The sequence below is a fragment of the Nocardioides marmotae genome, from assembly GCF_013177455.1.
In the GTDB taxonomy this organism is placed as follows: Bacteria; Actinomycetota; Actinomycetes; order Propionibacteriales; family Nocardioidaceae; genus Nocardioides; species Nocardioides marmotae.
In genome coordinates this window covers 364,282-378,454 of sequence record NZ_CP053660.1, presented here as the reverse complement: position 1 = coordinate 378,454, position 14,173 = coordinate 364,282, and the positions used below count along the sequence as shown (strand labels likewise).

Below are 14,173 nucleotides of genomic sequence, written 5' to 3'. Positions count from 1 at the left end.
CGTCAGGCGGGGGTGATGACGATCCGGCCGTCGACGCGGCGGGCGCGGAGGTGGCCGGGGAGGTCGACCCACTTCTGGCCGTGCCAGGAGGTGACGAGGGCGTCGAGGCCGAGCACGTGCTCGTGGAAGAGCTCCGAGGCGGGGGCGCCGGCGGCGAGGGCCGCGAGGCGCAGGACGCGGTGGCGGATCGCGGGGTGGTCGGCGAGGAGCGCGTCGACGGGGAGGGACCCGTCGGGCCCGGCCAGGGCGGCGTGCCGGGCCTCGGCGAGGTCGTCGAGGTGGTCGACGTCGTGGCGGACCTGGTCGGCGGTGCGGGCCAGGGTGGCGGCGACGCCGGGGCCGAGCTGGTCCTCGAGCACCGGCAGGACGGTGCGGCGGACGCGGACCCTTGCGTAGCCGGGGTCGGCGTTGTGCGGGTCGTCCCAGAAGGCGATGCCCTCGACCTGGCAGGCGGTGACGGTGTCGTCGCGGGTGACGTCTAGGAGCGGGCGGACGAACGGCCCGAAGGCGCGGCGCATCCCGGCCAGCGACCGGCCGCCCGACCCGCGCGCCAGCCCGAGGAGGACGGTCTCGGCCTGGTCGTCGCGGGTGTGGCCGAGGAGCACGCGCGCCGGGCCCTCGCCAGCGCCGACGTAGGTGCCGGCCTGGGTGGCGACGTGGGCGGCGACCTGCTCGAGGACGGCGTACCGCGCCCGCCGTGCGGCGGCCTCCATGCCGAGCCCGGCGGGGTCGACCTGGACCCGCGCCGAGAGCGTCTCGTCGGCGCCGAGGGCGGCCATCTGGTCCACGACCCGGGCGGTGTGCGCGGCCGAGTCGTCCTGGAGCCCGTGGTCGACGACCGCGCCGACCACCCGCAGGCCGGCCTTGTGCCCTTCGAAGAGGGTCGCGGCGAGCAGCGCGAGGGAGTCCGCGCCGCCGGAGCACGCCACGACGACGGGTACGCCGGGTGGCAGCGGCGCGAGGGCGGCGCGCACGCCGCGACGCACCGCCGCGACGGCGGGGTGCAGCGCCATCAGCGCGTCACAGGACCCGCGAGACCCACAGGTCGGGCTCGGCGACCTCGGCGGGGGTCGGCAGGTTCTCGGGCCGCTCCCACACCGCGTTGAAGTCGGCCATGCCGACCTTGTCCACGACGCCGCGGACGAAGCGGGCGCCGTCGCGGTACTGCGCCATCTTCGCGTCCAGGCCGAGCAGGCGGCGCAGGATGCGGTCGAGGGAGCCGACGCCCTTGCGGCGCTCATCGAAGCTGGCGCGGATCTTCGCCACGCTGGGGATGACGGCCGGCCCGACGCCGTCCATGACCACGTCGGCGTGCCCCTCGAGCAGGGACATGACCGCGGTGACCCGGTCGAGGATCTCCTTCTGCTCCGGGGAGCCGACCACGTCGAGCAGGCTGCCGGCGCCAGGGCCCTGCTTGATGGCCTCGACCACCCGCTTGAACCCGTCGTCGAGCAGGACGGTGGGCTCCATCGTCGCCGCGAGGGCCTCGACCTGGGCGAAGAGGTGGTCGCGCATCCAGGGCACCGCGGTGAACTGCACGCGGTGGGTCTCCTCGTGCAGGCACACCCACAACCGGAAGTCGGTCGGGTCGGCGGGGAGCTCCCGCTCGACGTGGACGATGTTGGGCGCGACGAGCAGCAGCCGCCCGTGCGGGGCGTGGAAGGGGTCGAACTGGCCGAGCACCTTGCCGGCCAGGAAGCCCAGCAGCCCGCCGACCTCGACGCCGGTGACCTTGGACCCGATGGCCTGCGAGAGCGCGCCGGGGGCCTTCTTGGCCGTCAGCGTCTCGATGACCGGCGCGAGCACGGTGCGGAACCCGTCGGCGTTCGCCTGGACCCAGCCGGCGCGGTCGACGACGAGCACGGGGGCGGTGCGCTCCTCGGCCACCAGGCCGGTGAACTCCCGGACCAGCCCGGTCGAGCGCTCGGCCCCGGCCCGCAGCTCGGCGACCGCGGCGGCCGCCTCGTCGCGGGTGACGGCGGGACCCTCCCCGGCGACTCGGGTGCCGAGGGAGACCGCCAGGTCCCAGTCGACCATGGACTCCACGCGGTCGTGGCCGGGCTCCGGCAGCGGCTCGCTCATGGCCTCGAAACTATCCGCACCGGCAAGCGCCGAGCGCGGCGGCCGCGGCGTCCATCGCGTCCCGGGCCCCGAGGGTGTCCTCGACCGGGACCTTGTCGGCGAACATCGCGAAGACCATCGTCCGGCCCGCGCGGTCGACCGCCAGGCCGGCCAGGGAGGTCACGCCGGTGAGGGTGCCGGTCTTGGCGCGGACCCTCCCCCGACCCTCCGGGGCGCCGGTGTCGAAGCGGTCGGTCAGCGAGCCGGTGAAACCGGCGACGGGCAGGCCGGTCAGCGCCGCGCGCAGTTCCGGGTGCTCCTCCGAGGCCGCCAGGCGCAGGACGTCGAGCAGCGCCGCGGGCTCCATCCGGTTCTGCCGGGACAGCCCGCTGCCGTCCCACAGCCGGGTGCGGCCGAGGTCGACGCCCGCCTCACCGAGCAGCCGTACGACGCCGCGCCGGCCGGCCTCGACCGAGCCCACGCCCTCGGTGGCCAGCCCCACGTGGCGCAGCAGCACCTCGGCGGCCTCGTTGTCGCTGACGGCGAGCACGTGCTCGACGATCTGCGAGAGCGGTGCGCCGGTCACCGACGCCAGCTCGGTCGCCCCGTCGGGGGCGGCCCGCTCGCGGGGGACGCCGACCACCTGGATCCCGCGGCGCGAGAGCTCGCCGGCGAAGACCGTCGCCGCGGTGAGCGCCGGGTCCGCGACCCGGCCGAACCCCTCGGCGGGCCGACCCTCGTCGACCCAGAGCGACGTGGTCGGGGAGACCACCCCGTCGGGCACGTAGTCGGCGCGCCAGCGGGGGTTGTCCGCGGGCCCGGAGAACAGCGAGGTGTCGTACCCGACCCGGACGCGGGTGCGCCCCTCGGCCTTCAGCGCGGCCGCGGTCTCCCGGGCGAGGGTGCGGACGTCGGCCCGGTCGGGCCAGACCGCGCGGTCCTCGTCGCCGCCCGCTCGGGTCGGCTCGCTCGCAAGCAGTGGATCGCCACCGCCGACGAGGACGATGCCCCGCGGGCCGTCCTCGACCACGCTCGTGCTGAACGTGGTGTCGGGGTCCATCGCGAGCAGGGCCGCGACGGCGGTGACCACCTTGGTCGTGGAGGCGGGGACGGGCAGCGGGCCCTTCGGGCCGATCCGCGCGAGCACGCCGGTGCCGTCGAGCTCGCCGACGGCGGCGACGACGTGCGGGCCGAGGTCCTCGTCGCGCAGCGCGGGGGCGATCGCCCGGCGCACGGCCTGCGCCGCGACCGGTCCACCGGCGGGCTCCTCGGCGACCGCGGACGGGTCGACGACCGGCGGGAGGCTCAGCTCCTCGGGCGGGGCGATGGCGGAGGGGTCCGTGGGCGCGGCGGGGTCCAGCCAACGGTCGAGGACGTCGTACCGCCACACCGCCGCGGCGGCCACGACGAGGCAGAGCAGGAGGACCAGCGGGAGCAGGCGCGCACGGCGACGGCCGTGGCGTACATCACGTCGCGCCACGTTTCCTCCCTCCGGATGAGCGTCCGGACCCATTCTGCGCGACACTGTGCCCCTGGCCCGTCCCGGGCCTTCCTGAACGCCCCCGGAGCCAGCGGAGGAAACACGTGCTCGAGTTCGACGTCCTGGTCGAGATCCCCAAGGGTCAGCGCAACAAGTACGAGGTCGACCACGAGTCCGGGCGGATCCGCCTGGACCGGACGCTGTTCACCTCGACTCAGTACCCGGCCGACTACGGCTACATCGAGGAGACCCTGGGCCAGGACGGCGACCCGCTCGACGCGCTCGTCATCCTCCAGGAGCCGACCTTCCCCGGCTGCCTCATCAAGTGCCGCGCGATCGGCATGTTCCGCATGACCGACGAGGCCGGCGGCGACGACAAGGTCCTGTGCGTCCCGTCGACCGACCCGCGCCTGGAGCACCTGCGCGACATCAGCCACGTCTCGAAGTTCGACCGCCTCGAGATCCAGCACTTCTTCGAGGTCTACAAGGACCTCGAGCCCGGCAAGTCGGTCGAGGGTGCGGAGTGGGTCGGCCGCGCCGAGGCCGAGGCCGAGGTGCACGCCTCCTTCGCGCGCCACCAGGAGACCGGCGGCCACTGAGCCCCGCCCGCGGGGCTGACGCCCCAGCCGTACGACGAGCGCCCGGTCCCCCGCGAGGGGGGCCGGGCGCTCGTGTCGTGTGCGGGCCGGTCAGGCCGGCGGCCACTCCAGCAGGTCGGGCGCGCGGAGCATCTCCCGCGGGACCGCGAAGGCGTCGACGAGGTCCTCGGCGATCGGGCGGAGCTTGCGGCACAGGCTGCCGATCTCGCGGCTGATCGCCTTGGAGCGGGCGACCGAGAGCCGCCCGTGCTCCATGAACCAGGCGCGGTCGGCCTCGATGACGCTCAGCGCGTGGAGGTCGCAGAGCAGGTTCAGGGCGACCTTCTGGTCGCCGTCGGGCAGCGCGGCGGTCTTGGCGACGAACGCCTCGAGCACGAGCCGCTCGACGTGCGCGCGACCGGCCGCGATGACGTGGTCCTGGACCCGGGAGAACACCTCGCCCGGGTTCATCCCGCGGTCGATGCCGCGCTTGAGGCGGCGCGCCACGCCGGCGACGATGTGCTCCTCGCGGAAGCGGAGCATCGCGAGCTGGTAGTCGGGGTCGAGCAGGCCGGCGTCCTGGTCCCACTCGTCGCCGCCGGGCAGCACGTCGCGGATCCGCTCGAGCAGCTTGTTGACCGCCGTCCGCTCGATGACGGTCTCGACGGCGAGGCCGGTGACGAACCGGACCATGCCGAGCTGGTCCATGTCGCTGAACTCGCTGGCGTAGTCGGTCAGCAAGCCCTTGGCGACCAGCTGGAGCAGGACGGTGTTGTCGCCCTCGAAGGTCGTGAAGACGTCGGTGTCGGCCTTGAGCGCGGCGAACCGGTTGACCGAGAGGTAGCCGGCGCCGCCGCAGGCCTCGCGGCACTCCTGGATGGTGCGGGTGGCGTGCCAGGTGCCGAGCGCCTTGGTGCCCGCCGCGCGGGCCTCGAGCTCGCGCTGGGTGTGCTCGTCCTGCTCGACCCCGGAGAGGACGTCGTGCAGCTGGGCGGCGAGCTCCTCCTGGGCGAAGTGCAGGGCGTAGGTGCGCGCGAGCAGCGGCAGCAGCCGGCGCTGGTGCATGCCGTAGTCGAGGAGCAGCTCCTCGGTGTCCTCGCTGGTCGCCTCGAACTGCCGGCGCTTGTTGGCGTACTTCACCGCCAGCGTGAGGGCGACCTTGGCGGCGTTGATGCCGGCGCCGCCGACGCAGACCCGGCCCTGGATGAGGGTGCCGAGCATGGTGAAGAAGCGGCGGTTGGGGTTCTCGATCGCGCTCTCGTAGACCCCGGCGGGCGTCACGTCGGCGAACCGGTTGAGCAGGTTCTCCCGCGGGATCCGCACCTGGTCGAACCAGATCCGCCCGTTGTCGACGCCGTTGAGGCCCATCTTGCGGCCGTCGTCCTCGATCCGGACGCCGTCGAGGACGTGGCCGTCCTCGTCGCGCAGCGGCACGACGAACGCGTGGACGCCGTGGGAGTCCCCCGCGACCTCGAGCTGGGCGAAGACGACCCCCAGCCGGGCGTGCTCGGCGGCGTTGCCGATGTAGTCCTTGCGGGCGGCCTCGTGGGTCGTGGTGACGACGAACTCCTGGGTCGCCACGTCGTACGTCGCCACCGTGCCGAGCGCCTGGACGTTGGAGCCGTGCCCGGACTCGGTCATCGCGAAGCAGCCCATCAGCTTCCCGGTGACCAGGTCCTCCAGGTAGGCGTCGTGGTGGTGCTTGCTGCCGAGCTGGAGGATCGCGCCGCCGAACAGGCCGAACTGCACGCCGACCTTGACCAGCACCGACAGGTCGCCGTACGCCAGGGTCTCGAAGGCCGCGATCGAGGCGCCGATGTCGCCGCCGCCGCCGTACTCCTCGGGGAAGCCCATGCCGGTCTGGCCGGTGGCGGCCATCTCCAGCACGACGTCCTTGACCCGCTCGCGGAAGTCCCCGACCGACATCGTCTCGGCGTCCTCGAGGATCGAGGAGTACTCCGCGAGGTTGGTGCGGACCAGGTTGCGGACCTCGGCGTACCTGCCGTCGAGCAGGCGGGTGAGCGCGGGTACGTCGACCTCCGGCCGGCGGTACCCGGAGCGCGACTCGACCTGGGCGTCGGTGTCGGTCTGCGGGGTGCCGCCGGGGACGGAGGGGACGTCCTCGGCTGAGGACGGGGGCACGGTGTCGGTCGCCATGTCCGCCAAGTTACCCGCGGGAAGGGTGGGTCAAGCCGGCTGCGACGAGCCTCACGGACCGGTCTGGAGCGGGCTGGGACCGGTCAGGTCCGGTCGACCGGGACGGCCGCGGTGGTGGTCGTGGGGTGCGACGCGAGCCCGTGCCGGTCGAACTTCTGCCCGGTGGCGATGCCGCCGATGTAGAAGGAGACGAGCGCGATGAGGACGCCGGCGATGTCGTCGGCGACGTAGTGCCAGCCGAAGTAGAGGGTCGCGACGACGGTGAGCCAGAAGTTCACCCAGAACAGGATCCGCAGCGGGCGGCTCTGGACGGTGTACTGCACCATCAGGGCCCACAGCAGCGAGATGCCGGTGTGCAGGCTGGCGAAGCCCGCCACGGTCTGCGCCTGGCCGTCGCTCCACAAGACGTTCTGCCTGGCGTTGACCAGGGAGTTCATCAGGTCCGTGGTGCCGGTATGGGCCAGGTCGTAGAGGTGCGGGTACTCCAGGCCCGGGCCGAGCGTCGGCAGCGCGTAGTAGGAGATGGTGCCGAGCGTCCAGGCCAGGCCCTGGGAGGTGACGAACCACCAGCCGAAGGAGAGGTTCTTCGACCACACCAGCCAGACGGTCACCAGGATCGCGACCATCGGGATGAACAGCAGGTAGAAGGTCGAGAGCACGTGGGCCACGACGGTGCGGCCCAGCACGTCGTGGATGATCCCGGCCGGCTCGTGGCCGAAGAACAGGATCCGGTCGACCAGGTGCAGCTCGCGGTCGTACATCCGGTCGCTGACCAGCGGCAGGAACGACTTGAGGTTCCGGTAGCAGACGTAGATCACGTAGAAGCAGACGATGCCGAGCATCACCAGCAGCACGCGGTCGCGGTTCCAGTGCGTTCGCAGCCGCTCCCGGACGATGCCGGGCATCTCCGTGACCCGCCCCTTGGAGACCCACAGCGCCCGGGGCACCAGGTCGAGCAGCAGCGCGCCGATGCACAGCAGCGGCAGGCGCAGCCAGGACGGCCCGAGGAAGCTGCCCTCGGGGTCGATCAGCGGCCGGTCGATGATGATCGCGGTGACCACGGCCCAGGCGCCGATCGCCAACGCGGTCGCGACGAGAAGGGCGTAGGCGCGGCGGTACACGGGGGTCAGTGTAGGTACGTCGTCACGCCCGCGGGCCAGCGGGCGCCGCGCCCACCACGGCGAGCCGCGAGGCGTCGACGCCGAGCCGCACCTGCGCGCCGAGGGCCGGGCGCCGGTCCAGGGGCGCGACGGCGTCGACCTCCCCGAGGCCCGCGACGTCGACCACGAGCCGCACCTGGGTGGGCGTGGCCCGCGCGGCGACGACGCTCCCGGCGAGCCGGCCGGCCTCGTCGAGGACGAGCGCTGAGCGTCGTACGGCGACCGCCGGGGCGGGCCGGCCGAGGACCAGCTCGGCGGCGGCGCCCTCGAGCACGCGGGCGTAGCCGAGGAACAGCGCGGTCTCCCGGTCGGCCGGCGAGCGCCAGACCTCGTCGATCGCGCCCTGCTGCACGACCCGGCCCCCGCGCATCACCGCGAGCCGGTCGGCGACGGTGAACGCCTCCTCGTGGTCGTGGGTGACCATCAGCGCGGTGGTGCCGGCCTCGCGCAGGATGCGCCGCAGGTCCACGGCCAGCCGCTCGCGCAGGCCGGCGTCGAGGGCGGAGAGCGGCTCGTCGAGCAGCAGCAGCCGCGGCTGGACCGCGAGCGAGCGGGCCAGGGCGACCCGCTGGCGCTCACCGCCGGACAGCGTGGCGGGCAGCCGGTCGGCGTACCCCTCCAGCCCGACGAGGGCGAGCAGCTCCTCGACCCGGGCGGCGGCGCCGGGGGCGCGCCGCAGCCGCAGCGCGTAGCCGACGTTGCGGGCGACGGTCAGGTGGCCGAAGAGCTGGCCGTCCTGGAACATCAGCGCGAAGCCGCGCTTGTGGGTGGGCGTGCGCGCCAGGTCGGTGCCGTCCCAGGCGATCGAGCCGGAGGCCGGCTCGAGGCCGGCGACGGCGCGCAGCAGCGTGGACTTGCCGCAGCCGGACGGGCCGAGGACGGCCAGCACCTGCCCGTCGGGGAGGTCGAGGCTGACGTCGCGGACCGCGGGCACGCCGTCGTAGGAGACCGAGACGTCGGTGAGGGAGAGCATCAGAGGACTCCGAGGGAGGGGACGCGCAGCCGTTCGACCGCGAGCATGACCAGGGCCGTGGTGGCGGCCAGGACGACGGAGGCGGCCAGCGCCATGCCGTAGTTCATCGCGCCGGGGCTGCCGATGAGGCGGAAGATCACGACCGGCACCGTCGCGCGGTCGTCGCGGGCGAGGAAGGCGGTGGCCCCGAACTCCCCCAGCGAGGCCGCGAACGCGAAGCCGGCGGCGGCGAGCAGCGGGCGCCACACCGCGGGCAGGTCGACGGTGGCCAGCGTCCGCAGCGGCCCGGCGCCGAGCGAGGCCGCCGCCTGGCGCTGCCGGTCGTCGATGCCGCCGAGGACGGGGACGATCGTGCGGACCACGAGCGGCAGCGCGACCAGCGCCTGGGCGACCGGCACCAGCAGGCCGGAGTCGCGCAGGTCCAGCGGCGGGCGGTCCAAGGTGATGAGGAAGCCGAAGCCGAGGGTGACCGCGGAGACGCCCAGCGGCAGCATGAAGAAGCCGTCGAGCACCGAGCGGACCCGGCGCTCGGCGGGGGTGCGGGAGCGGCGGGTCACCACGACGGCCACCACCAGGCCGAGCAGCAGCGACATCCAGGTCGCGTCGACGGCCGTGCGCAGCGAGGTGACCAGCGCCTCGGTGACCGGCACGAGCAGCGCGCCGTCGCCGGTCGACCGCAGGGCGCGGTAGTTGTCCAGGCTCCAGGCGTCCCCGACGCGCAGGGACCCCAGCACCAGCGTCGCGATCGGCGCGGCGACGAGCGCGAGCAGCGCGACCGTGGCGAGGACCTGCGGCCAGTCCGAGCGGCGTACGGCGCGGGGCCGGGCGACCCGCCGGGCGACGGTCGGATCGGGCACCGCCCGCAGCCGCGCGGCGAGCGCGAGCAGCGCGGTGATGGCCACGAGCTGGACGACCGAGAGGGCGGCGGCGGCCTGGAGGTCGAGCAGGTTGGTGGTCAGCAGGTAGATCTCGGTCTCGACCGAGGAGTAGCGCAGCCCGCCGAGGGTGAGCACGACGCCAAAGGAGGTCGCGCAGAAGAGGAAGACCACGCTGCCGGCCGAGACGATCGCGGGCCGCAGCGCCGGCAGGGTCACCGTGCGGAGCACCTGGAGCGGGGAGGCGCCGAGCGCCGCCGCCGCCTCGGCCGGGCGCGGGTCGAGCCCCTCCCAGGCGGCGCCGACGCTGCGGATGACCACGGCGACGTTGAAGAAGACCAGGCCGGCGACGATCGCGACCGGCGTGCCGTCGAGGCCGAGCCCGCCCAGCGGCCCGGCCTCGCCGAGCAGCTGCCGGAAGGCGACACCGACCACGACGGTCGGCAGCACGAACGGCACCAGCAGCGCGGCGCGCACCGCCCGCCGCAGCGGCAGGTCGAGCCGGTGCAGCGCGTAGGCCGCGGGCAGCCCCAGCGCCACCGACAGCACGGTCGCGGTGGCCGAGGACCAGACGGTGAACCACACCACCCGGCCGGTCCGCGGCCGGGTGAGGACCTCGAGCACCCCGCCGGGGTCGAAGGAGCCGTCGGGCCAGAACCCGCGGCCGACCATGCCCGCGACGGGGAGCACGAAGAACACCCCGAGCACCAGCACCGGCCCGAGGGCCAGGCCGAGCAGGGCGAGCGTGCGCCTCATCGCCGGGGCGGGGGCCGTCACCGGGTGGTGACGTCGCTCCACTCGCGCAGCCATGTGTCGCGGTTCGCGGCGATCTCGGCCGGGTCGACGGCGTACGCCTCGGTCGGCTGCTCGGCGAAGCGCGCCCAGTCGGCGGGCAGCTCGACGTCGTCGCGGACCGGGAAGACGTACATCGACTCCGGCAGCGCCGCCTGCACCTCGGGGCCGAGCAGGAACTCCAGGAGCGCCTCGCCGCCCTCGGGGTTCTCCGCGCCCTCGAGCAGCCCGGCGTACTCGACCTGGCGGAAGCACGTGTCGAGCAGCGCGCTGGTGGTCGTGCCGCCCTCGCCGTCGAGGGTGAAGGCGGGCGAGGAGTCGTAGGAGACGACGATCGGCCGGTCGCCCTTGCCGCCGCCCTGGGTGAAGTCGACCTGGTAGGCGTCCGACCAGCCGTCGACGAGCTTCGCGCCGTTGCCGACCAGACGCTCCCAGTAGTCGGCCCACTCCTCGCCGTGCTCCGCGATCGTCGCGAGCAGGAACGCCAGGCCGGGTGAGCTGGTGGTGGCGCCGGGGACGACGAGCAGGTCGCGGTAGGCCGGGTCGGCGAGGTCGTCGAGCGTCGTCGGCGGCTCGAGGCCCTCGCGGGCGAACCAGGTGTCGTCGATGTTGACGCACACGTTGCCGGTGTCGACCGGGACGAGGTCGTCGGACCCCTCGCCCGCCTCGAGGTCGTACGTCGCCGCGCCGGCCGGCCGCTCGACGTCGGTGTCGGCGATGACGCCCTCCTCGAGCGCCCGCGACGCGAAGGTGTTGTCGACGCCGAAGACGACGTCGCCGAGCGGGCTGGACTTGGTCAGCACCAGCCGGTTGGTCAGCGACCCGGCGTCGCCGGCGCTGCGGACCTTCAGCCGGTAGCCGCTCTCCTCCTCGAAGGCCGCCAGCACCTCCTCGGGGAGGGTGAAGGACTCGTGGGTGACCAGCACGACCTCGCTCCCGCCGGGGGGTGTGCTGCCGTCGGCGGCCCGCTCGTCGTCGTCACCCCCGCCCACGAGCGAGCAGGCGGTGAGGGCGGTGGCCGTCAGGCCGACCAGGGCGGTGGACGCGAGCGCGCGCACGGATCTCATGGTGACTCCCTTCGCCGGTGTTAACCGGAGCAGGTTCAGAGGGTCTGCAGCTGATCTGCACTCTCAGCACGCCTGCGCGCGCTCCCCTGTCGTGTGAGGCCAACCTAGCGCGCGAGCACCACCGGCCCGTCGGGGTGCCCGAGACGCGCGAGCTTCTCGGGGTTGCGCACGACGTAGATGCCGCTCACCGCGCCGTCCTCGACCAGCAGCGTGGCGACGGTGTCGAGCACCCCGTCGATGACGAAGCGCCACGCCGGGGCGCCGTTGAGGTCGACCGTGTCCATGCGCACGTCGCCCTCGGTCGGCAGCACGCCGAGCAGGAACCGCAGCACCTTGTCCCGGCCGGTGATCGGGCGCAGCGCCGCCGAGCGCAGCCCGCCGCCGTCGCTGGTGAGCACGACGTCCGGGGCGAGCGCCTCGACCAGCGAGGCCAGGTCGCCGGTCGCGGCCGCCGCGAGGAAGCGGTCGACGACCGCCTGCTGCTCCGCGCGGCTGACGCTCACCCGCGGGCGGCGCGCCGCGACGTGGCCGCGCGCCCGGTGCGCGACCTGGCGCACCGCGGCCGGCGACCTGTCCACGGCGGCCGCGATCTCGTCGTACGGCACGTCGAAGACCTCGCGCAGCACGAAGACCGCCCGCTCGGTCGGCGTCAGCGTCTCCAGCACGAGCAGCATCGCGGTCGAGACGCTGTCGGCGAGCTCGACGTCCTCGGCGACGTCGGGCACGGTCAGCAGCGGCTCGGGCAGCCACGGGCCGACGTAGGACTCCTTGCGGCGCGCGAGCGTGCGCAGCCGGTTGAGGGACTGGCGGGTGACGACCCGGACGAGGTAGGCGCGGGGGTCGCGGACCTCGGCGAGGTCGACCTCGGCCCAGCGCAGCCACGTCTCCTGGAGGACGTCCTCGGCGTCGGCGGCCGAGCCGAGGACCTCGTAGGCGACGGTGAAGAGCAGGTTGCGGTACGTCGCGTAGGTCTCGGCGTGCGCCTCGGCGTCGGTCACCTCCGGACCGTAGCCAGGGGCAGCTCGCAGACGTCGGAGAAACCCTGGCTCTCCAGCCCGGCGGCGGCGTTGAACCGCGAGCGCATGTTCTCCAGGGCGACCATCTGGGTCAGCTCGACCACCGCCGGGACGCCGAGCCGGTCGACGAGGCCCGCGACCATCGCGTCGGTGACCCGCAGGGGCGTCTCGCTCATCGCCTCGGCGTAGTCCATGACGTCGCGCTCGAGGTCGCTGAACACCTCCGACTCACGCCACCGCGGCACCTCGCGGACCTTCATCGTGTCGAGGCCCTCGTCGTGGGCGAGGAAGTAGCCGAAGTCCAGGCACCAGCTGCACCCGATCGTGCCGGCGCTCGCGAGCAGGGCGTAGGTGCGCAGGTGCGGGTCGAGCGCGTCGAACTTCGCGACCTTGGCCTCGAACGACAGCACCGCGCGCAGCGCCTTGCGGTGGTGCCACAGGACGTAGGCGTTGTCGGGGACCTGGCCGTAGGTGCGGCGGGCGTAGGCCTCCAGCGCGCGGCCGAGGAGGCCGGTGGGGGTGGCGCGGGGGATGCGGAACGTGCTGGGCATGGAAGCTCCTCGTGATCGGTGTCGCCCTCCAGACACCGGCCGGCCCGCTGGTGTGACATGTGAGAGTGGCCGGGTGCCGTCCCTGACCCACCAGGCCCTCGCCTGGAGCCTCCCCCGGCTGCGCCGCTCCCGCGAGCTCGACTCCCCCGAGACCGAGCGCGCCCGGATCGAGCAGCGGCACCGCGGCAGCGTCGGCCGGCCGCTGCCGACCAACGCGGTGATCCGGTTCGCGCGGCGGTTCTCGGTGGTGCGCGAGGAGGTCCCGGCCCCGGGCGGGTCGTTCCCGTCGTACGTCCTGACCGCGCGGGGGACCTCGCCCACGCGGACCGTGGTCTACCTGCACGGCGGCGGCTACACCGCCGGGATCGACCCCTTCCACGTGCGGTACGCCGCACGGCTGGCCTCGCGGCTCGGCCTGCGGGTCGTCGTCCCCGACTACCCGCTCGCGCCCGAGCACACCTGGCGCGACTCCCACGACGCCCTCGTCGACCTCGCCGCCTCGTGGGGCGAGCGCTCCCCCGGCGGCACCGTGCTCGCCGGCGACTCCGCCGGCGGCGGGCTGGCGCTCGCGCTGGCCCTCTCGCTGCGCGACCGGGGGCTGCCCCAGCCCGACCGGCTGCTGCTGCACTCCCCCTGGGTCGACCTGAGCACGAGCACCCCGGAGACCGAGGCGTACGACGCCGTCGACCCGTGGCTGTTCCTCGGCAAGCTGCGCGCCTACGCGCTGTGGTGGGCCGGCTCCCCCGAGGACCTGACGCGCCCCGAGGTCTCCCCGGCGCTCGGCGACCTGGCCGGGCTGCCGCCGGCCCTGGTGTTCCAGGGGACGCGCGACCTGCTCACGCCGGGCACCCGGCTGCTCGCCCGGCGGGCCCGCGAGGCCGGCTGGCGGCTGACCTACGTGGAGGAGCCGGGGCTGCTCCACGTCTACCCGCTGCTGCCGCTCGTGCCGGAGGCCCGGCGCGCGTGGCGTCGTACCGAGGAGTTCCTGCGATGACCGTCCACACCACCACCGTGCCGTTCTCGGCGCTCTCGCCCGCCGAGGTGTACGCCGTCGCGCGGCTGCGCCAGCAGGTCTTCGTCGTCGAGCAGGAGTGCCCCTACCCCGACCTCGACGGCCGCGACCTCGAGGACGGCACCCGGCACGTGCTGCTCCGCGACTCCTCCGACTCCGGTCCCGCTGCCGGGCTCCTCGGCTATGCCCGCGTGCTCGACGACGGGGAGGTGTGGCGGATCGGGCGGGTGCTGCTCGACCCGCCCGCCCGCGGCCGCGGGCTCGCCGACGTCCTCATGCACGCCGCGCTCGCCGCGTGCCCCGGGCGCGACGTCGTGCTCGACGCCCAGTCACCCCTCGCCCGCTGGTACGCCACCTTCGGCTTCGTCGTCGATGGGCCGGAGTTCGTCGAGGACGGCATCCCGCACGTCCCCATGCGCCTCGTTGTGTGACGGGTGGGGCTCGTGGGGTC

General features: G+C 74.3%; 13 protein-coding genes and 1 riboswitch. Of the genes, 3 read left to right on the top strand and 10 right to left on the bottom strand.

Going from position 1 to position 14,173, the window contains the following annotated elements:
• Positions 1–2: 2 nt before the first annotated feature.
• Genes tilS through dacB form a run of 3 tightly spaced genes read right to left on the bottom strand, consistent with a single transcriptional unit; the run spans position 3 to position 3,541 of the window.
• A complete protein-coding gene (tilS, locus tag HPC71_RS01735) occupies positions 3–1,013 on the bottom strand; it encodes a tRNA lysidine(34) synthetase TilS (protein ID WP_154613468.1) in 1,011 nt (336 codons plus the stop codon).
• Positions 1,014–1,020: 7 nt separating this feature from the next.
• Positions 1,021–2,082 carry a zinc-dependent metalloprotease gene (locus HPC71_RS01730; RefSeq protein WP_230083905.1) on the bottom strand — a complete coding sequence of 354 codons (1,062 nt, stop codon included), beginning with the start codon at positions 2,080–2,082 and terminating at the stop codon, positions 1,021–1,023.
• 10 nt (positions 2,083–2,092) lie between these two features.
• Positions 2,093–3,541: a D-alanyl-D-alanine carboxypeptidase/D-alanyl-D-alanine endopeptidase gene (dacB, locus tag HPC71_RS01725; RefSeq protein WP_171895994.1), complete on the bottom strand. Its 1,449-nt coding sequence runs from the start codon at positions 3,539–3,541 to the stop codon at positions 2,093–2,095.
• Positions 3,542–3,645: 104 nt separating this feature from the next.
• Between dacB and HPC71_RS01720 the strand changes: the two genes are divergently transcribed.
• Positions 3,646–4,140, top strand: coding sequence for an inorganic diphosphatase (locus HPC71_RS01720; protein WP_171895993.1), 495 nt, complete (start codon positions 3,646–3,648; stop codon positions 4,138–4,140).
• Between the two features lie 90 nt (positions 4,141–4,230).
• Here the strand turns inward: HPC71_RS01720 and HPC71_RS01715 are convergent, their stop codons facing one another.
• The 7 genes from HPC71_RS01715 to HPC71_RS01685 form a co-directional block, all read right to left on the bottom strand.
• Positions 4,231–6,276 (bottom strand): acyl-CoA dehydrogenase family protein, encoded by a 2,046-nt coding sequence (locus HPC71_RS01715; protein WP_154613465.1) that lies wholly within the window; start codon positions 6,274–6,276, stop codon positions 4,231–4,233.
• A gap of 83 nt (positions 6,277–6,359) precedes the next feature.
• Positions 6,360–7,397 (bottom strand): phosphatase PAP2 family protein, encoded by a 1,038-nt coding sequence (locus HPC71_RS01710; RefSeq protein ID WP_253943863.1) that lies wholly within the window; start codon positions 7,395–7,397, stop codon positions 6,360–6,362.
• A gap of 22 nt (positions 7,398–7,419) precedes the next feature.
• Positions 7,420–8,409, bottom strand: a complete 990-nt coding sequence (locus HPC71_RS01705) for an ABC transporter ATP-binding protein (protein WP_154613461.1) — start codon at positions 8,407–8,409, stop codon at positions 7,420–7,422.
• Complete coding sequence (locus tag HPC71_RS01700; protein ID WP_154613460.1) at positions 8,409–10,040, bottom strand: ABC transporter permease; 1,632 nt, start codon at positions 10,038–10,040, stop codon at positions 8,409–8,411. Before HPC71_RS01700 ends, HPC71_RS01705 begins: the two co-directional genes overlap by 1 nt.
• 17 nt (positions 10,041–10,057) lie before the next feature.
• Positions 10,058–11,143, bottom strand: a complete 1,086-nt coding sequence (locus HPC71_RS01695) for a thiamine ABC transporter substrate-binding protein (RefSeq protein WP_154613459.1) — start codon at positions 11,141–11,143, stop codon at positions 10,058–10,060.
• Positions 11,133–11,241: riboswitch (TPP riboswitch) on the bottom strand. It overlaps the preceding gene by 11 nt.
• Before the next feature lie 6 nt (positions 11,242–11,247).
• Positions 11,248–12,141 (bottom strand): RNA polymerase sigma-70 factor, encoded by an 894-nt coding sequence (locus HPC71_RS01690; protein WP_216656508.1) that lies wholly within the window; start codon positions 12,139–12,141, stop codon positions 11,248–11,250.
• On the bottom strand, positions 12,138–12,710 hold the full coding sequence (locus HPC71_RS01685) for a carboxymuconolactone decarboxylase family protein (RefSeq protein WP_154613457.1): 573 nt from the start codon (positions 12,708–12,710) through the stop codon (positions 12,138–12,140). The genes HPC71_RS01690 and HPC71_RS01685 overlap by 4 nt, the downstream gene beginning before the upstream one ends.
• 73 nt (positions 12,711–12,783) lie before the next feature.
• On the opposite strand from HPC71_RS01685, the gene HPC71_RS01680 reads away from it, so the two are divergent.
• Positions 12,784–13,704 carry an alpha/beta hydrolase gene (locus tag HPC71_RS01680; RefSeq protein ID WP_154613456.1) on the top strand — a complete coding sequence of 307 codons (921 nt, stop codon included), beginning with the start codon at positions 12,784–12,786 and terminating at the stop codon, positions 13,702–13,704.
• A complete protein-coding gene (locus HPC71_RS01675) occupies positions 13,701–14,153 on the top strand; it encodes a GNAT family N-acetyltransferase (protein ID WP_154613455.1) in 453 nt (150 codons plus the stop codon). Before HPC71_RS01680 ends, HPC71_RS01675 begins: the two co-directional genes overlap by 4 nt.
• The last annotated feature ends 20 nt before the right edge of the window (positions 14,154–14,173 follow it).

Excerpts from the sequence above, each read along its gene's own strand:
- HPC71_RS01715 (WP_154613465.1), bottom strand. The coding sequence starts at position 6,276 with ATGGCGACCGACACCGTGCCCCCGTCCTCAGCCGAGGACGTCCCCTCC.
- HPC71_RS01730 (WP_230083905.1), bottom strand. The coding sequence starts at position 2,082 with ATGAGCGAGCCGCTGCCGGAGCCCGGCCACGACCGCGTGGAGTCCATG.
- HPC71_RS01705 (WP_154613461.1), bottom strand. The coding sequence starts at position 8,409 with ATGCTCTCCCTCACCGACGTCTCGGTCTCCTACGACGGCGTGCCCGCG.
- HPC71_RS01675 (WP_154613455.1), top strand. The coding sequence starts at position 13,701 with ATGACCGTCCACACCACCACCGTGCCGTTCTCGGCGCTCTCGCCCGCC.
- HPC71_RS01700 (WP_154613460.1), bottom strand. The coding sequence starts at position 10,040 with ATGAGGCGCACGCTCGCCCTGCTCGGCCTGGCCCTCGGGCCGGTGCTG.
- tilS (WP_154613468.1), bottom strand. The coding sequence starts at position 1,013 with ATGGCGCTGCACCCCGCCGTCGCGGCGGTGCGTCGCGGCGTGCGCGCC.
- HPC71_RS01695 (WP_154613459.1), bottom strand. The coding sequence starts at position 11,143 with ATGAGATCCGTGCGCGCGCTCGCGTCCACCGCCCTGGTCGGCCTGACG.
- HPC71_RS01685 (WP_154613457.1), bottom strand. The coding sequence starts at position 12,710 with ATGCCCAGCACGTTCCGCATCCCCCGCGCCACCCCCACCGGCCTCCTC.